General features: G+C 38.1%; 14 protein-coding genes. 1 reads left to right on the plus strand and 13 read right to left on the minus strand.

Annotated elements, in window-relative coordinates:
- Window positions 1-33: 33 nt before the first annotated feature.
- The 11 genes from F975_RS08830 to F975_RS08880 form a co-directional block, all read right to left on the minus strand.
- The gene (locus tag F975_RS08830; RefSeq protein ID WP_004752429.1) at window positions 34-2550 is read right to left on the minus strand and encodes a hypothetical protein; all 2517 of its coding nucleotides are present in this window, start codon (window positions 2548-2550) and stop codon (window positions 34-36) included.
- Between the two features lie 3 nt (window positions 2551-2553).
- Window positions 2554-3876 (minus strand): hypothetical protein, encoded by a 1323-nt coding sequence (locus tag F975_RS15285; RefSeq protein ID WP_004752431.1) that lies wholly within the window; start codon window positions 3874-3876, stop codon window positions 2554-2556.
- Window positions 3869-6421 carry a hypothetical protein gene (locus tag F975_RS15290; RefSeq protein ID WP_004752433.1) on the minus strand — a complete coding sequence of 851 codons (2553 nt, stop codon included), beginning with the start codon at window positions 6419-6421 and terminating at the stop codon, window positions 3869-3871. Before F975_RS15290 ends, F975_RS15285 begins: the two co-directional genes overlap by 8 nt.
- Window positions 6422-6423: 2 nt before the next feature.
- The gene (locus F975_RS08845) at window positions 6424-7005 is read right to left on the minus strand and encodes a phage tail fiber protein (RefSeq protein WP_004752436.1); all 582 of its coding nucleotides are present in this window, start codon (window positions 7003-7005) and stop codon (window positions 6424-6426) included.
- A 32-nt stretch (window positions 7006-7037) separates the two neighbouring features.
- Window positions 7038-8246: a hypothetical protein gene (locus F975_RS08850; protein WP_004752438.1), complete on the minus strand. Its 1209-nt coding sequence runs from the start codon at window positions 8244-8246 to the stop codon at window positions 7038-7040.
- Window positions 8247-8336: 90 nt separating this feature from the next.
- Entirely contained in the window at window positions 8337-11045 is a 2709-nt protein-coding gene (locus tag F975_RS15295; RefSeq protein ID WP_004752440.1) for a BspA family leucine-rich repeat surface protein, read from the minus strand.
- 46 nt (window positions 11046-11091) lie between these two features.
- Complete coding sequence (locus F975_RS08860; protein WP_004752442.1) at window positions 11092-11763, minus strand: phage adaptor protein; 672 nt, start codon at window positions 11761-11763, stop codon at window positions 11092-11094.
- Complete coding sequence (locus F975_RS08865; RefSeq protein WP_004752445.1) at window positions 11763-12653, minus strand: RyR domain-containing protein; 891 nt, start codon at window positions 12651-12653, stop codon at window positions 11763-11765. Before F975_RS08865 ends, F975_RS08860 begins: the two co-directional genes overlap by 1 nt.
- Window positions 12654-12729: 76 nt before the next feature.
- Window positions 12730-13206 carry a hypothetical protein gene (locus F975_RS08870; protein WP_004752446.1) on the minus strand — a complete coding sequence of 159 codons (477 nt, stop codon included), beginning with the start codon at window positions 13204-13206 and terminating at the stop codon, window positions 12730-12732.
- A 66-nt stretch (window positions 13207-13272) separates the two neighbouring features.
- Window positions 13273-14568: a phage capsid family protein gene (locus F975_RS08875; RefSeq protein ID WP_004752448.1), complete on the minus strand. Its 1296-nt coding sequence runs from the start codon at window positions 14566-14568 to the stop codon at window positions 13273-13275.
- Between the two features lie 25 nt (window positions 14569-14593).
- Window positions 14594-15628 (minus strand): hypothetical protein, encoded by a 1035-nt coding sequence (locus tag F975_RS08880; RefSeq protein ID WP_004752450.1) that lies wholly within the window; start codon window positions 15626-15628, stop codon window positions 14594-14596.
- A gap of 348 nt (window positions 15629-15976) precedes the next feature.
- On the opposite strand from F975_RS08880, the gene F975_RS08885 reads away from it, so the two are divergent.
- The gene (locus tag F975_RS08885) at window positions 15977-17311 is read left to right on the plus strand and encodes a hypothetical protein (RefSeq protein ID WP_004752452.1); all 1335 of its coding nucleotides are present in this window, start codon (window positions 15977-15979) and stop codon (window positions 17309-17311) included.
- A 134-nt stretch (window positions 17312-17445) separates the two neighbouring features.
- Here the strand turns inward: F975_RS08885 and F975_RS16015 are convergent, their stop codons facing one another.
- Together F975_RS16015 and F975_RS16020 are read right to left on the minus strand one after the other, a co-directional pair.
- On the minus strand, window positions 17446-17889 hold the full coding sequence (locus tag F975_RS16015) for a DUF4238 domain-containing protein (RefSeq protein WP_004752457.1): 444 nt from the start codon (window positions 17887-17889) through the stop codon (window positions 17446-17448).
- A 26-nt stretch (window positions 17890-17915) separates the two neighbouring features.
- Complete coding sequence (locus F975_RS16020) at window positions 17916-18437, minus strand: DUF4238 domain-containing protein (protein ID WP_228127416.1); 522 nt, start codon at window positions 18435-18437, stop codon at window positions 17916-17918.
- Window positions 18438-18641: the final 204 nt, after the last annotated feature.

Raw genomic sequence — 18641 nt, forward strand, 5'->3', positions numbered from 1 at the left:
GTTTTTATGCTTTTTTCTCCAGCCTTACAGGGATTAGTAACTGTAGTTATAACTGGTACTCGTACTGGTACTGTTACTATTACTGTCATTAATTGATCCACTACCGCTAATACTGGCTGAAACATGCATGGCTGACATTGCACCTGAAGCAAGTTGTGCATGTACCTGACCTGTTGCTTTTACTGCTTCAATCGCCAGCTGCGCTTTTTGAATGGCGTTTTGCATCTTAGCTTCATATTCCTTGAGCATCATTTCAGCATAAGCAATATTAGTACGGACGTTCATATCCATATACCGTGCCTGTGTTTCGGAGTTTGCGATTTGCGTACGCAAATTCATATCAACATATCGAGCATGTGTTTCAGCATACGCAATATTTGTCCTAGCATTCATATCAGCATAACGTGCTTGCATATCAGCATTGGCAATATTAGTACGCATCTTCATATCGATATACTTGTTATAGACATCTGAATTTGCAACAGTAGTGCGTAATGCAAGATCTGCATAGCGTTGATGGGCTTCTGATACCGCAATCGCAGTACGTGATTTCATATCCGCAAAACGTGCCAAAGTATCTGTATTTGCAATACCAATACGCATACGCATTTCAGCGTACTTAGCTTGGGCATCGGCATAAGCAATTTTAGTACGCGATGAGGAATCAATAGCACTCGCCTGAGTGCTCAGTTTTGTGGTTTCTACACTGGCTTTCGCTTTGAATGCTTCAACCTGTGCATTAAAAACTGCTGTCTGATTCTGTGCTTCACTCATCTTCGCATCAATGCCAGTTTTATATGCCTCAATATTGGCTTGATACTCAGATAGGCGAATCTTTGCAGCTTCCATGCGTAGATCTGCTTCTTTACTCTTAATATTAGCTTTGGTTGAAACACCTTCAACCGTTGAAGCATACATACGCGCCAGTGAATCATACATTCCTGCTTTGGTCGCTTCTGCTTTGACCTGTGAATCATATGCATCGATCTTGAGTTTTTCACTGTTGACCTGTTCAGAATATGCCTGAACTTCAGTTTTATAGGCATCAAACTTCGATTGAATCAAAGCCGCCTTAGCAGTTTGCCCCTGTACCAATGCTTTATAAATCTCAATATTCGATTGTACGGCTTCGATTTTTGCTTTAAAGACATCCACTTTTTGTTGATTAATCTGACCAATCACGGACTGTGCATCGAGCATCGTTTTATACGCCGTGATCTTAGAAATTGTTCCTTCAATTTTGGTTTTATAGACATTAATCAACGACTCAAACGCCGTATTCTGTGCATTGAATAGACTGATCTGAGCATTCAAAATGCTGATCTTGCTATCAATCTGAAACTTGGCCAACTGCATGATATTCCCAACATATGCCAGCCATAGATCTTGTTTCATTTTTTCCAAGGCAATGCCTTGTTCTGTCAGAAAACGGATATGTTCAAGCTGCTTGTCAAAAGCCTGAATCATGATGTCACGATTCAACTCAGCCGCTTTCAAACGACCTTGCTCACGGATTACGGCGATCTGTTTATCTAATGCACCTTGCGGCAATGAAAAACCACGGCTTGCCCATGTTTCAGTGATTTCCTGAACCGACTTTTCAGTTTCAGCATTATCACGTTCTCGCGCCCGGTTAAATAGCGCGTCTTCCACCGCTTGTGGCAAGCCTAAACCGACGTGGGAACCTTCTAACCATTGGCGGATCTCAAGCACTAATGGCTTAATAGCATTGTCCACGTTTGCCTTGTAATAATCCTGAGTCACTACCCCTTTAGCATCTGCCAAGATTAAATCCAAGTTGTCAGGCATCGTGACATTAAAAACTGGTGCAGTTCCTTCAAAAATTGGTACTTCTTCATACTTGAATGTTGGTAGGTTGACCTTTTCCAAGACACCCATATCAGGCAATACCACCTGTGGCACATCAGGAATGACCACATCATCTTTAATGACTGGACGAAGTGGTAAATCAAACTGCGTTAATGCTGGTGCTGTTGGTAAATTTAAGATTGGAAATGCTGGTGCATCAGGTATATCAAAATCACTTAAATCTAACGATGTCAGCAAGTTATCTAAATTAACTTTGTCAGGTAAATTACCAGTATCAATGTTACCAACGACTAGATTTGGTAATGTTGGTAAATTAATCGTGGTATCAAGGTTTGGGATTTGGCTTACATCTAAGAATGCTGGTGTGCTTAGATCATTCGTCAGTATGGGTGCATCAGGAATGGTAATATTTAAGCCATCAAATGTTGGTGCTGACATATCCTTTGGCTGCTGAATATCAACACTAATGTTTGGTACAGTAGGAAGATTGGCATTCAGATCAGGAATAGGAATACTTGGCATCGGTGTAAAGTTGCTACTACTTGGCGTAGGTAGATTTTGAGGTTCAGCAACAGCATCAACCTGAATATTGGTTAATTGTGCTAATACTTTCGATACTTCTGCGGTAAATCCATTGGATAATTGTTCAAAATAAGCCATCTTATCTTGAACTTGAGTAATTGACTCCTGATATGCATTTTGATATTTACTATCTGCCATGACTTATACTCTCCGCTTGGTTGCAGCAAGATCAATGTTTAAGTCATTGATATAACCATGCTCACCACTGATATTAATTTCAAAACTAAAATGACGGCCACGCAAGCCACGCCCAAAGAGCACTCGCCCATTGGTTAAATAGTCTGCTTTTTCTGAAGGTAAAGAATAAAAATAGGTCTGCTTTGACCCTGTTTGAGTTGTACCAACCCCAACTTGAAGCTGTGTTGTAGTACCTGATAATTCATATTCAAGGTAGGCTGCAACAGGATGCACCAATTGACCACGCCCTAAATCAATCTTGCCTGTGACCAATTTACCTTGTACTGGCATCTGTGCATCCAAACGATACACACCATCATCAGCCACGCCATACAGCACACCGTCAATCACTGCTAGATCTCGATAGTTATATGCGTCATAACGGCTCATTGCCCAAGTATCAGCATTGGCAGTCCACGCATAACCATCTGTTGGCTGGTTTAAGAGAAGATCATCAATAAAGACATAATCTTGAAGATGTTGCTTTGCTGTTAAACTGCCTTTGGCCACATCACAAATGATCAGTTTATCTGTAATATGTTGTGAGAAAGTAATTGATGATTGAAGCTTATCTGTAATCGCAATACGCTCATTAATATGCTCAATAAGTTGCACATATTCAGTCGTTCTATCGGCAACTTGTAGTACATCACTGATAGTATCTAACTGAACAAGCATACTTTTATCAGCTATATGAGCCTTATCTGTGATCAAGACTTGTGCCTGTTTAAAGCTTCTGTCATGGTCAGTAACATGTACTTGATCAACTATCATTGTGCGGTTCTTATCAATGATAGTATCCGTAGCGGTCAAATGATCAGTAATGACATCGGAACGACTTAAATGGTCAGTTATGCTATCTACAATAGAACATTGCTCTATAGCGAACTGAGTGCGATTAACCACCTGTATCACTTGATCAGCAATGACACATTGCTCCCTAACGACTTCAGTATGATTAATCGTTTGATTTAAATGATCACTAATCCTGAAACTATCTTCGACAAGTTGTAATATGCTGTGTGTGGCATTCTCAGAAATATGAACTGACTCTATAACAAAATCATTATTCTCAGTTGAAGAATTATTATCATCACTTTTAAAATTAAAATTGATTAAATCTTTAGAAGTTAAAGAAATATTCGCTATTTCTGGAAATTTAAAATTCAGTAGGTTTATATCATTAATTTTAAAATTAAATTTGATTAAATCTTTAGAGGTTAAAGAGGTATTTGCTATTTCTAAAAATTTAAAATTAAGCAAATCTGAATCATTATATTCACTCATTGATCACTCCAATAAATTGCTGATTTGTATTATCAGCAGAAAAAGCGGTTACATCTTGTGATTTAAATACATTGGATGATTTTCCAAGTCTAATACTGGCATATGATTTAGTTCCAAAGACAACCCTACAGCTATCAACATAATATTTACCGTTTTCATTCTCAAAAATGTCGCCTGAATCACCCTCTTTATATGCAATCTGACTTGCAACACCTAAAGTGTCACCACGAACGGTATATTTTTTAGGAGAGTATGTGGCACTTATAGGTACGTTTTTATAGTCACTTGTAGGTGGCTTATAACCATCCATCGTATAAGGAACTAATTCAACTTCATCACCAACTTCTGCCAATGGTCCACCCGATGTATAATTTTTATTACCACTGTCACCCAATCCACTCACTACAGCCTTATTACCAACTGTTCTAAATGAATATGTATAACGATCAGACATTTCTTGAGTTGCTGTTATATACCCGATGCTCTCTCCACGCTCTCTCTCCATTTTCTGATGAACAAAACTATTTCGATCAAAATAAGGAATAAGTATGGTAGATGCTTGGCTAAAGCTTTGATGTGATGTGATATATAGCTTTGGTTTAAACTGATATCTTTTATTGAAGCCATCTGACACAACCAACTGAATCTCGCCAGGAACAAGATTACATATTTTTTCAAATTGCGGTTGAATTGATCTAAAATCAAAATCTGTCGTATAAAAAAGCCCAACTTGATATGACCAACCATAAGTTGTTGTCTTTTCAAAGGGAATATGTAGTTTTGTATAGCCTTCAACCATATCAGGTATAGGCCATGCCACTGGCTTTTGGAATAAAGACCAGTCAACGGCATATCTTATGACTTTTAAAGTATTGCCAACATAGTAGCCATACATGATGGTATTGCAGTTTTTTCTTTTATCAGAACCAGTAGGTCCACTAAAATCAAAGTATTTAAAAGGTACGTTACTATCGCTTGGATCAGGAAATGCAATCAATGCACTACTGTTTTCATGGGAATAATTATTTCCATATTCTACATAATCACTACCATACAAACTATTATTACCATCTGATATTCGTGGAATTCTAATTGCCGTACTGCCATAGAAATCGATTGAGTAGTCATAATATAGAAACCCTTTATCAACCATCGTGATATCTGCAACATGGTTTGCTATAGGTTGAAGTTCTAAGTCATTCCAAAATGTAATTTCATTATCTACAGAAATTATTTCTAAATTCGCTCTCTCTATTACGATGTCAAGCGATGCTCTCAATTTGTAGAATATTGGCTTTGCTTGTATTGAATCATCTTTTAAAAGATATAAAGCTGCTTGTAGATTATTTAAATATTCTGAAACCTTAGCAACATCATCACCAGTAATAGTTACTTGTTCAGCCCAACCAAACTTAGATAAAGTAGGCTTTAATGAAATATTGATATGATAAGAATAACCGACCTTATATCCATCTTCTATATTGTAGCAGGTGTTAAAACATTCACTTCCTTGTTTATTGAATGACCATCCACAAGCATCACTGTACGCACTATTTTTATAAAAATCATCTGTATCACATAGTCTTATAATGACACCTGCTCTACGCCATGCTTCAAATTCTTTTTCATCAGTAGGGAAAGATTCCCCACTTGGTAATGCTCCAAATCTATCTAAAATTGTAATTAATTCAGTATCACCCTTATCAAAAATATAATGTTTAAATGCTTTTGTTGCAGTCGCAGGGATAATAGGAAATGGCATTGCATATAAACCATCCTTAGATACTTGTAATAACCACGGCGACTCATCTGTATCAAATCCTACGGCATGAGTTTTAGAAAATTTATAATCATATTGGTATTTCCCTGATGCAATTGGAAAACCCTTATATGCTGGCATTCTTACACCATTAAGTTCTTTTTTTATATCATTCAAAATACTATTGGGTAAAAACATCTGAATATCTTCAAGGGTTTTATCCTTAAAGTTAGTTTTCTTTGGCTGCTTTCCATACCCACCTACAATTTGCATAACTTCAGCCATTGCCCCACTATACCAAGTTGGGCGCTGTAACTGGTACTGTATCGATGCTCGTTCAAATTCAGGCACGATATCTTTATTTATACCGATATTAAATCTATTGAGTTCAATTTGTTGTTTTGGTAGTTCAGCATCATCACTGTAATGGACAAGTCGTTTTCGAGTTAATGAACTGATTTTTAGTGATACTTTATTTCCATTTACTAACTCATTATTAATACTTCCACAAAACAGCATAGGGATATCTAGTTTTATAATCTCATCTAATTTTTCATCCGTATCACTCGGATTTTTATAAATAATAACTTTAAATATTCCACCCATATATTGCACGATAAAACGCCCACCATTTGGTAGGTCATAATATCTACGCATACTTTCAAGTTCTGATACTCGTTTGAAGTTCAAAAAACGGCGAACGACTGCATCAACATAAAGGCTATCTTGAGCAGTCAGTTTTCCGCCACCTTCAACAACAAGACCATGTGGCTGAGGACTATACATCGCTAAACTGTGAGATCTAACTCATAACCAATTTGGTAAACATCACCATTTTGGAAAGTACGAGACGCTGCATATTTCGTTGCAGATACCAACACACCACTTGTACCACCACGTGTACTATTGGTTAATAGTGCTGCACCTGTGACGTTTAAAGTTGCTGCTGTTGCAATCGTTAAAGATGCTGTTGCTGCCATATTGCTAATTGAACCACTTGAAGCTTCACTTGGTGTCCATACAGGACGTTTGGCATTGGTATAGCCTTCAGTTAGGCTGATAATTTCGGATGCAACTGATGGAAAATTTTCGGCTGTCCAGTTGGCTGCTGGTGCTGCTGCCCCACTAAACAGCGCCAAGTAATAACCTGCAGGTTTAGCAGTATTACCTAAAGCAACATTTAAAATATGAGCTAAACCTTCATTGACAACAATGTTTAATGTATATGACCATTCACCGTCATTGATGCGATCAAAGTATTTACCTTTAACCTGAATGCCTTGTCGTGGGAAATAAAGTCCATTTTCTGTAACATCATAAAGGTCTTTATCTAAAGATTTCTGAAGTTCTTTGCGTAGTCCGTACTTCATATTCGCAACCTAAGTCAGCAATAAAATTGCCCTTAGGTTACTGTAGTTATAATTCTTCTCCCTAGCCTTACAGACCTACTGAGTTTTGCAGTAATTCCCTGAAGCTTTCCAGCATGGTATTGGGTGATCTGCCCTGTTGCTGTACCCAAAACAAACCCATTCTCAGCAAGCCATAGCGCACAGTTGGCATTCTGAGAAACATCATCCCCAACTAAGTCAGCATCCACTAAAATACAGCTATCATAAATTGGGGCTTGAGTTGATTTTCGGGTATAAGTCATATCCTTGGGTTGAGATCCTGTCAGAAATACAACATGGTCCGTTTGCCCTACCCAAATTCCACCATCTACTGGCTGGATGAAGGTAATCCGCTGCGGCATCATCATATAACCATGACGTTCATCATAGAGGTGATATGCCATGGGTTCAGAAAACTTAATTACATTTCGATCTGCGGTAATCAGGCGACCATTCCAATACTTCATAAACTTACCACTTGGCATAGGTGATAAGTGCTGAAACTGTGCCATTTTCCCTAATCGGCTAATCTCATGGATAGATACTTGGTTGGTCGATACTGGATAAGTCCCAAACTTGTATAACTCTCCGCCATTACGCTGTGTCACATAGATAGCAACGTCTGTCACAGTATCATCAAGGCAAAAAGGCAAAGTAACATTGATGCTCAAGTCATTGGTCTGGTCATAATCACTCTGGCCAGATAATTCGATATGAGTCATTGCTGATACTGCTGATTCAACGCCATTGCGTAACCAGGAGATAGCGACACCGTATTGACCTGTTTTAAGCGTACCATTGCCGTCTTGCTGTAATAACGCCGAGGCTGGCGTATCAATAGTTAAAGGACTGATAGTAAAACCATTATAAGAAAATAGACCTCTTGAGCCATTGATATAAACCAAGTTATTGATCACTTCAAATCGGACATTTTTCCCAACAAATGCCAGATTCTCAGAGGTCCATGTTTGTGGATTAACTCTAACAAGTTCGCCGTTGAGTGTTGCAAATACATCTTGATGTAATGGACTTTGCCAAATATTCTCATATTTTAACGGCGTGACAAGTTCTCCACCTTTACGCAAGTGCAGCTTACCTGTTGCTGAAATATCAATATTCAATGCATCACGTACAAACAAAGTAGGTGAATCACCACCACGCTTTAAGGCATCATCATCCTGAACATTATTCATACCAGCCAGTGGAAATAGTTTCTCTGCCACGACTAAGCTCCTTTTCTGAATTGCATCACTGGTACTTAAGCAAGATCAGGGCTAACGATGCAGCCCTGATTATTATTAATTGCTTAACCGTTACACATTGGATTCACCGCGAGGGCATGTTCCCCAAACTGGATAATGCTGTGAAGTGAGTGGACATAGATCACCAGTGAAGTTATCAGGCAATACAGTCACATTTGTCATACACCACTGTGATAAGTCTTGGTTAAATGCTCTTGCACCAAATAACATCTCAGTCAAGTTGTGAGCATTTTTCATATTCCAGCCTGAAATATCTTGGTTAAATACTCGGTTGCTTACAAACATACCATTGAACATATAACCATTAGACATATCCCAAGACTTGATAGAGTCATTATTAAATCCTGAGCTTGCAAACATACCTATGAAGTCATTAACCTTACTTACATTCCAGTTAAGTGGTTGATTAAATGCGTATGCTTCACTAAATATAGAGTTAAGACCTGTGATATTAGATACATCCCAATTTGAGATATTCGGGTCATTGAATATGCTACATGTGCTAAACATGCTATTTAGTGTCTTAACATTAGGACATTGTGTAGGTACATGTACGAGATGGTCAGTAGGGTATGATTTAACAACTTTACCCATCTCGACATATTTACCACCTGAGTGATTAATATTTAACAATGCTCTTGTAGGATACGAAATAACCTCTATCAATGCAGGTCCACCAAATTTAACCGTATCATTCTCACCATAAGCAGGGTCAATAATACAGAGTGCTATCCCTGCTCGTTCAGAAGAAACATTTACGTATGGAGTACTGAGATTAAAAATATCGCCATTAGCAAATTGGATTTGCTTAATGCCTGATGTAACCGCCATATCAGCATTTAATAGCACTTTAAGAGTATTCTCTGCTGTGGAGGTTAGTTTAACTATTGAGATTGGATTCATACATGCGGTATAGGTAGATCCAAACTGTACGGTTGTGCTAGGCATCTCAACAGATTCAACCGTCGGGTTATAACCATCGTCAGAATTAGATACAAGAGATACATTCGCATATTCGCTACCATCTAATGTGGCTGCGCTGGATAATGCTTTAACCTGTATACGTAGTGGTTGATTAGAAATGTTTTCAAGCACAAAGAAATAAGCAGGGTCATAACCAAGAGCAGGGCTGTGCGCTTCATATGGACGTACAGTGAAGTAATTGCTTAAGTTTGCTTGAATATAGTTATAGACCGTATCGTGGAAAACTTCATCCTCCACCATATCAATACGGAATACTTGCTCATTTACTGTTAGTTCTATATACAATTCTGGAACATTTAACCCAGCGTCAACCATCATCAAAACCTGATTGGTTGCATCGGCACACGTAATACCCATGAGGCTGTAGCCTTTCAATGCAAATACGACATTTCCGTTATCTTCATCGTAAGATAGTGTTGTGTTTTCATTTTTAAGGCTTAAATCATTAATATCACCTGTATATCCTACAAGTTGAATTAAATGATCTTTAGTATCCAAGTTCTTAAAGTTGATATAGTAAATGCCATTTATGCGATCTGCTGAGAACGAGATCATGCTATGAGGGAAATTTTCAAAATCCCCAGAACCTTGTTTAGTACAAGTAATACCATCAATGATAATGGCCGAAATGCTGTTATAAAGCATGTATTCGCTGTCGTTCATCAACTGAACTGTGTTAGTTGCACCATCAAAGCTAATACCCTTAATATTCCCTGTTCTGACATTCTCAGGGCTTAAATATCCAGATAATTTGCACTGAATTGTACCATTATCAAGAATTTTGGCTGTTGGGTTGCCATAAAGATTAATTTTTCCCACATACTGCATATCAGGAATTAACTCAATATTTCGTGCTATATCTGCATTTGTATAGATATATAAACCAGCATCACCAAATTCAACAATAAGGCCATAATTAATCAGGACATTTGCAAAATCTTCTAAGAAAGTTGTATCTTCAGAAGCACTAATTCCAATGTCCACACCATCAACCTTCATGCGCCAAGTAATTTTAGTGTTGTTCACCGCATCGGTAAGTGAGCCAACTTCATACTGCAAATCAGGCGCGATCAAAATGTAAGATGTTGGCTCAAGAATCACTGTCTTAGATAAACAGAAATCAGCAGCCCTAAACATAACCACATAGTCTTTATCGGTTGACGTATTATCAAGGTATGATCCACTATAGTCGTGGCTACTCTCAAGTGTAGTATCAATTACATTACCATCGGCATCATATAGCACATACGATTTGTTTTTTTGCTTAACCTCATCAATAGTTCGGGTTGGGTCAACATATAAACATAGGTCAGAATCAGCTCTAAGTTTTACTCTTAAATCTTCATCTATGTTCATTCCAATAACTAAAGATGCACCAGTAGCTGCAGGTTGGAAAATGATATTTAGCTCTGGAAAATCATAAATACCAAGCCAATCGCCACCATTAATACTTGCTTCAATAATCCGAGGATTGAAATCAGAGGTCATCTTAAATTCTGTTGAAGCACCTACACAACTAATAGGTATAGAGCCATTATTTATCGTGATTCTATCGTGAACAATTCCCTCAAAATCTGGTGCATCATCATTATCAAGGCAAACTAGAAATACCTTTTCACCGTCTTGTGCAGTATGTATTAATTCATAAGCACCATTCTGATCACTAATAGCACTGCCTAGTAATGCACCATCAGTTCGCCGAAACATAAATAATTGGCAGTTTGCCAATACTTTACTATCAGGATCTACAACATTACCTTTAACAGTTTCACTCATGTGTTACCTCGCCCAAAAAAGAATATTTAAAAATTTATGAATAAATTCAAGGCATAAACGGTTGTACGACTTGAGGTACATCTTCACGGGTAATACGGCGTAGATCACTGTCAGGACGTTGGCCAAAGTAATCCGTAAATGCTTGTTCAGCGATTGCCGCCCGATTCGCATCAAAAAACTCTGCATCAGGTACACTAAATGCCTGAGATAAAGCCCACTGAATTAGATGAACATGGTGAAAACCATTAATTTCAGGTTCATCGGTATCATCCTGCATATCAACCAATGGCACACGATAGCCTTCTAATTGCAACTCACCATCAATATTAGGATATGGCACTAGGCGGATCGCCGTATCATCTTGAATTAAAAAGCGTGGAAACTCTGACATCGACTTCCAATCTCGATAATAAGTACGATCAAGATTTTCAGCCGATGTGACAGAAATAAAAGAACCTACTTGACCATCCGCAGGTTCAAACCAAATACGGCTTAATTCATATAAAGATGGGTGCAATGGATAATGTGCAGTACCTGCTGTGACAGCAATCTTACATACAGCATCATCTTGGCTTTCATGCAGCAAACGCCCACGAATACACGCCTCTTTGACCGCATCATTCAGCCATGCAATCACGTCCTCATCTTCATTGAAGTAAGGTTCAGCCTTATCATTGGCTTGAACGCGGAAACGGCGAATCAGTTCTTTGAGTTGCATTACACCACTCCAAATTGATGAATAAACTCAGCTACTTGTGTGCGTAGAATTGCAACGCTGTTTTGTTTATTGAGTTTTTGTTGATACTTATTCTGAGCATATTCAATCAAAGCATCTTTGGTCATTTGATTGACGACATCAATTTCATCAAGCAGTGCTGTTTGTTCCTGGTCTTTCTGCTCTTGTTGAATTTTGGCATTGGCAAGAATCTGTGCCGTATCATCAATGGGCTGTGTATCTGTGGAGCTGCTGCTTTCTGTACGTTCACCCTCATAAATCTTAAATTCAGGATGCTTGAGGAATAAGGTAGCCAAATCACTGGATACTGTACGCACCTGCCCTGCCGTGAATGTCAGTGCTGAGTTATAGAGATGATCTTTAAATAGTGATTTATTGCCAACGTATTGAATGGCAATACCACCTGATGTTGTGCTGGTCGTTGCTGTTGATAGAGTCGCCATGCTAATCGCTGTATGCTTTTGCTGTTCGGCTTTTTGGCGCAAGCTGACTACTTCAGCACTCAATGCTAGATAATTTTCTGGATCAGGTAGGTTTTTAACGAGATGTACTGTAGCGCGGAACAAGTAATCTTTGGATTTTTGTGCCTGTGGCAATTCTTCATAAGGCAAGAAACATGGATGCAGTTTATTTTCAGGATCTAGTACCTCGCCGTATGCCCAGCCTTCAGCTTGCTTTTGCTGATACCATACTTCATGGTTTTGCTCAGGAGTCACATCAGGATTAGCAATATACATTTCTACGCCTGAAATGATGCCTTGCTTTTGTGCATCAGGTGCATTGTCCCAAGTTGGTTGGCTATCATCACCTAAAGACTGGCAGTAAGCCGCATTAATCGTATGGCACATCATTGCAATCGAAACAGTTTTCATCTTCTCATCCTTCTTATTTTGAATAAAAAAAAGGTGATGTAAGCGGCTTTGAAACTTACATCACCAAAATTTCCAATTATTTTGGACCAGTCAATTCACCTGTTACGGTGATCTTAATGTCACTGGATTTTGCATTAGCTGCACCACCAATGGTTAAAATCAAACGTGCTGGCTTAGGTAATGTCACCAGTGTTGAACCATCTGCACGTTTACGCCCTGCGGTTGCTAATGATGCGGCTGCCAAAAAGTAATCATCATCTTGAGGTACTGCTTCAACATCTACACCATCGCTATATTTGAAGCCGAGCTTGCCTGTTACCGATGCCGTCATTGGCGTGGTAATCAAAACCTGAGCATCATCAAGACGCATACCTTCAGGCAATTCACCAAGATCAATTACGTCACCAATCGCAAGTGCTGCGGTGGCATCTGAATCAATCACTTGTCCAGTTGGATTAGTTTCCAATAAAAAGGTCAGTACCGTTGCATTACCATACGGCGATAAACCACCAAATTGCCCATAACGTGATGCTGTACGCTTAATCGTTGCCATGTTTTAAATTCCTTCCATCAAATTGTAAAAATCGCCTAAATCCTTATGGATTTAAGCGAAATTGAATTACTTACCACGACCCAAGCAAGGTACAGCCGTATCTACGACAGTTACGCCGTAATCAGTGAACTCATTGCTATCACCTGTATTCACATCAAAACGGATCTTCGATGTTCCCATGATCGAACCAATCAGCAATTCCCACTTATCACCATGATCCATTTCTTTTTCAGACCAGAAGAAAGGAACGCCTGATTTATCACTGGCTGCCATTGCTTGTGCAAGTGCTTGACCACCCAAGATTACAGAACGATCAACGGCAAAATTCTTACCATTTTGGCTAAAGCTATCAGGAACAATGATGTTTGATTCAACCTCACTGTCATGTGAAGCACAGTATTTGATGGTATCCCCTGCATAGAAGCGGATCGGACGCGGCATTTTTCGGATAATAAATCCATTCCATAAACCAACATCACCTAAGAACAACGGATGCTGTTTTGCTTGGCTTGCTCGTGCCAGTGACGCAGATTGGAAAGTACGGAAACCTGGTTGAGCCGCAAATCGGTTGTACTGTGCTGGAGAAACTAGCCATACACGAATTGGGCTATCTTCAGCAGCTACGTCACCTTCAAACTTACAAATCGGAGGCGGCAGTGGCATTTCATCCATGACTGATTTCATGGAATCTACGGTATCCATCGTAAAGAAGTCAGTCGTTGATAGATCAATTTCACCTGCATTGGTGTTAAACAATTGCACTCCTGAACCATCTACGATGTAGTGACGGTTTTTGGTTGGTGCTTTAACACGGTTGATCATGATCTCATCGAAATCTTTATGAGAATCAACAGGGACAACCCATTCCATATTGTTGTGATAACCACGCGCACCACACATATGCACAAGCGAAGATTGATCCATATAGCGATCCATCAAGTTTTGTGCAACAGGACGGCCCAGCTTACGCAGATCCGCAGGGCTACGAATCTGTGACATGACGTTGCCCAAATCCACAGGGAAACGTGCCTGATTCACACGTAAGCGGTCTTCATTCAAAGACATTCCCACACCACGACCTTCAGCATAGGCACTACCCATAATCGGATACGCGCCTACAGGGTTCAGTAAGTGGAAAGTGACTTCATCACCTTTGGTTTTACCCAAATCTTGCACACGGACAATTGGCATGTCAGAACTGGTTTGCTTACGTAATGTGTCTTCAGCACCAGCTTCACCTTTTGGCATTTTCCCTGCCAAGCGGTTTAAGGTGCTGTTACGCTGCATGTTAGTTGCGAACAAGCCAACGGCCTGTGTCACCATATTGGTTTTATCGCCGTAAGCGGCATTAGTTTTTGGCATGTTTTATACTCTCTACACGTTGGTTTTACACACGGCGATTCATAAATTGATCAATCTGTTCAGGTGTCCAGTTATCCATTTCTTCGAGCATTTGTGCTGGTGACATTGCTGCCACGCGCTCATCACGAGAAACGCCTGAAGGTGAACCTGCTGGCAAATCAGAAAGGCTATGTGGTACTTGTGTTTGAGCTTGTTTTACAGCTTGTTGCGCTGCTGCTTTGACCGCATCATTCGGTTGTGCAGCTTGAGTTGATTGGGTTTCGGCTTTGTATAGTCCCAAAAGTTCTACGACTTGAGCCGCACTTCCCTGGTTCACAACATTGTTATACGCAGATTGAAGAAAACTAGGTTGCTTGCCAATCCATTTGCCAAACTCTTGTGATTCCACAATAGATTCAGCATCAGGATGCGCCGTAAAGATTTCGTTGAAGTGTGCTTGCTCTGCACTAATCTGCTGCTGTTGGTGCAGTGGTGATAATGCAGCATTGACACGTTGATCAACCATTTGTGCTACACGACTATCAACAAGCTGTTGAATGCCTGCTGCCAAGTCTTTCTCGCTAAAATCACCAAAGATTGCAGGATCTATACCCTGATTAATCGCTTGCTGAGCGATACTGGCTTGATTGTCTTGTAGTGTTGCTGCTTGACCTTCTTCTTTACGTTGCTGTGCTTCCGCTTGAAGATGCGCTAATTGCTGCTGCGCTTCATCATACTTCTGCTTCCATTCCTGTTCGCCTTTACGTGCATCTGCAAGACGATCATAAGGAATGGTGTGTTTCCCATCTTTTGCAAGAAGTACGGCGTTTTCAGCGTTTAATTGACTTTCATCAATCTGCTGCTGTGCCTGTGCTCCTCCAGCATTCTGCGTATTGCCTTCACCATCGGTTGGAGTTGTACCTTCTGTCTGTACTTGGGTCGTGCTTGGCACACCACCAGTTTCCGCAGGTGTTGCGGTTTCGCCATTTAACGCTTGCTCTAAAAGCTGCGCTGCAAGTTCAGGTGTTGGTTTTCCACCGTTAGCTTCAATCAACTCATTTTGTTGCTCTGTAATATCCATGTCTTTCCTACTACTTATCGCTGTAGCCGCTAAAGGTCTGAATGGCTAGAGTTATCTAGCGTTTAGCTGCTGATTGCTCAACATGAGGAAAGTTTCAAGGATTTTGGAAAGGAGGCGTTAGCCTTACAGGGGGGAACTATCTAGAGGATGAGGATAACGATGAACTTATACAACCATCATATTTCTAATTTTTACACTACTAATTTTAATAAAAATAGGATTTATTTTTAATATATATAGAATAAAATAAACCATTTGTTCAATAAATTATTTTTTTATAAAAAATATTGAATAAACTAATTTAAAAGTTTAAAAATAAATAGACCTAAAATATATTTTGAGGTCAAAATGAAAATTAAAATAATGCTATTAATTTGTTCTTTATTATTAGGTTGTACAACAAATGATAAAGTTCTTAGAATCAGATCACTTAAATCACCAACTGATCCATCAGCTAATCCATCATCAACATATTATAATAAAGGAGATATTATTGGTCTGAATGCTTTAACTTCTAATGCTAAAAACACCAATATTGTTCTTGTTCATGGAATGGGCTGGACACAAGAACAATCAAATAAAAGATTTGGAGATGATTTAGTCAATGCTATCCTATATGAATATAAAGGCTCTGAAAAAATTAAGGATGAGGAATGCCCTACATCTACTATTGATAAAGCTCCTACGTCCAATTCAGGTTTAATAATACATAGTCTTAAACACAATCTCTTATCTACAGATGATCCTCAACTTAGCCTAGACCCATATAAGTTAGGATGCCTTGAAAAAACAGTTATAAAGTTACGCCAAGATAAGACCATAACTATATATAAGTTTCTATGGGATGATACCATGTGGAATTATATCGAATGGGAACAAATTGGATATGATGATGCATTACCATCGAGAACTATTGGTTATGACGACCCAAATAAGCTTCGTGCTAAATACAATGGTGAACTTAAAAATTCAATTGTGACTTATGGTTTCACTGATGCAGCTATGTATATGAGTCCTGCAGGTCAAGCTTTGCGTGAAGGTGTGGAAGCATCATTATGTATTGCCTTATCTAATTCATATGAATCTTATAAGAATCAAGCAAATTCTAGTGAAGCTTGTAGCAAGCAACCAAATACAAAATCACCATTGCTACTTGTATCACATAGCTTAGGAAGTCGTATTATATTTGACACATTAAAAACTGATCTATCTGATAGATTAGCTAAACAAATTGAGAATGGCACAAGTAATAATACAATTGAAATTCATATGTTAGCAAATCAATTACCATTATTAGGTATTGGTAGAATGGGAGCCAAACGCTCAGAAAATATAATTTCAGGAAAAGAAGTTAATATTATTGCATATTCTGAAATCAATGATTTGCTTACTTTTGAATTAGTACCTTATTTTGAGCAAATGTGTTATTCACGTCAAGGATGCAATAAAAAATACTCTAACAACGATCCACTATATAAACAAATGCAAAAAAATTTAGGATTTGATGTTGTTGATGTACGTCTACAGTTTGCACCAAATTTGATAAAGCCTTATTCAGGATTTAAAGATCCTAAAATCGCTCATACTGGATATTTAATGAGTCGATCTGTATTAGATATTTTTTTCTGTGGTGCTAAAGATGGGAAATCTAATGGTCATAATGGTAAATGTATAACTAAATAATAATGGATAGGGATATTCAATCTGCTTAATTTTAGAATCGATTAAATACGCATTACTCACAAGCATTTCCTCAATAATGAAGACGATCATTTGATCGCCTTCATTATTTCTATGCACGTGATACTGGTCACGCCTTACAGGGGGGAATAAACGGAGTGTTCCTGAATAATTTTCATCCTCGATCCGACATGTTTTTTGTAGATATCTATTAAGTTACAGTCATCACTAACAATATATTTATTAGCATTTTCAGCCATTTTTTTATTCATTTCTTTAACAAAGTCAAGAGAAACATAATTTATCTTTTTACTAAACCGATCTGACTTATTAATCATATATGCAATTTTGGGAGAAATTGGATAAAAGAAGTCTGCCTCATTTTCTTCTGGAACTCTCACTGTTTTACTGCTAAGTGATTGATGAACATTAATAATAGGATGATCAGATGTAATAAACCCTTCCTGAGTTTCATTAATCAGAAGGCAATGATTATCAATGGTTCTACTTATATAAAAACTTGCTCCAATATTCATACCAAAGACATAACCAATAAACCACCAATTTTTATCAAGTATCATTTTCATTCTATTATTAGAAAAACTAGCTATGATTTTGTTCTTGTGGTTTGATGTCCAAAGAAATTCATAAATATCATCATATTCTCATTATCATCAAGTATTGTTAAATCTTTATTTTTTAAATACTTAATTATATTATTTACGTGTTTTTCTTGTCCTGTATATAGGTTTTCTATAGCATTACTTTTCCACGCTTTTAAATGGTCTTCAATTTCATTATTTTTTTTACCACTCTTGTTGTATAGATCTTCAACTGATTGGATTTTGAGAAAATCACTTAAATAATATTTATGCTGTTTTTGTAGTTCTTTAGATGCTAGATTAGATATCTGAAGAATAATCTCAACATCTTGTTTTTCTAAATATGTAATTTTATAGAAATCCCGTTCCATAGCAATTCCTCTGACACTATCAAGGCTACTTTTTCCATTACTTGTTGAATACCAAACATCACGATTATTTAGCGACCAATTTCTTAGATAGTTTGCCCAAACATAATGCTGGCTTCTCTTACATTCCAAGTGTTTATTAGATCGTGGCTTTATCATTATTCACTCAATTTTTTAAATTTTAATAAAAAATATAGTAAGGGTTTTATTGGATGTTTTTTGATATAAACTAATAAATTTATAGCTACTATTTTTTACAAAATTTTATTCTTGCACATTGTCACGGACAAAGCTAACCTCATTTTGATTCACTTATCAACCCACCACATAATGCAGGAAAACTAATGCAAGCTCCGTGTCCAC

The organism is Acinetobacter brisouisimilis, assembly GCF_000368265.1.
Taxonomy (GTDB): domain Bacteria; phylum Pseudomonadota; class Gammaproteobacteria; order Pseudomonadales; family Moraxellaceae; genus Acinetobacter.

Excerpts from the sequence above, each read along its gene's own strand:
- F975_RS08830 (WP_004752429.1), bottom strand. The coding sequence starts at position 2,550 with ATGGCAGATAGTAAATATCAAAATGCATATCAGGAGTCAATTACTCAA.
- F975_RS15285 (WP_004752431.1), bottom strand. The coding sequence starts at position 3,876 with ATGAGTGAATATAATGATTCAGATTTGCTTAATTTTAAATTTTTAGAA.
- F975_RS15290 (WP_004752433.1), bottom strand. The coding sequence starts at position 6,421 with ATGTATAGTCCTCAGCCACATGGTCTTGTTGTTGAAGGTGGCGGAAAA.
- F975_RS08845 (WP_004752436.1), bottom strand. The coding sequence starts at position 7,005 with ATGAAGTACGGACTACGCAAAGAACTTCAGAAATCTTTAGATAAAGAC.
- F975_RS15295 (WP_004752440.1), bottom strand. The coding sequence starts at position 11,045 with ATGAGTGAAACTGTTAAAGGTAATGTTGTAGATCCTGATAGTAAAGTA.
- F975_RS08860 (WP_004752442.1), bottom strand. The coding sequence starts at position 11,763 with ATGCAACTCAAAGAACTGATTCGCCGTTTCCGCGTTCAAGCCAATGAT.
- F975_RS08865 (WP_004752445.1), bottom strand. The coding sequence starts at position 12,653 with ATGAAAACTGTTTCGATTGCAATGATGTGCCATACGATTAATGCGGCT.
- F975_RS08870 (WP_004752446.1), bottom strand. The coding sequence starts at position 13,206 with ATGGCAACGATTAAGCGTACAGCATCACGTTATGGGCAATTTGGTGGT.
- F975_RS08875 (WP_004752448.1), bottom strand. The coding sequence starts at position 14,568 with ATGCCAAAAACTAATGCCGCTTACGGCGATAAAACCAATATGGTGACA.
- F975_RS08880 (WP_004752450.1), bottom strand. The coding sequence starts at position 15,628 with ATGGATATTACAGAGCAACAAAATGAGTTGATTGAAGCTAACGGTGGA.
- F975_RS08885 (WP_004752452.1), top strand. The coding sequence starts at position 15,977 with ATGAAAATTAAAATAATGCTATTAATTTGTTCTTTATTATTAGGTTGT.
- F975_RS16015 (WP_004752457.1), bottom strand. The coding sequence starts at position 17,889 with ATGATACTTGATAAAAATTGGTGGTTTATTGGTTATGTCTTTGGTATG.
- F975_RS16020 (WP_228127416.1), bottom strand. The coding sequence starts at position 18,437 with ATGATAAAGCCACGATCTAATAAACACTTGGAATGTAAGAGAAGCCAG.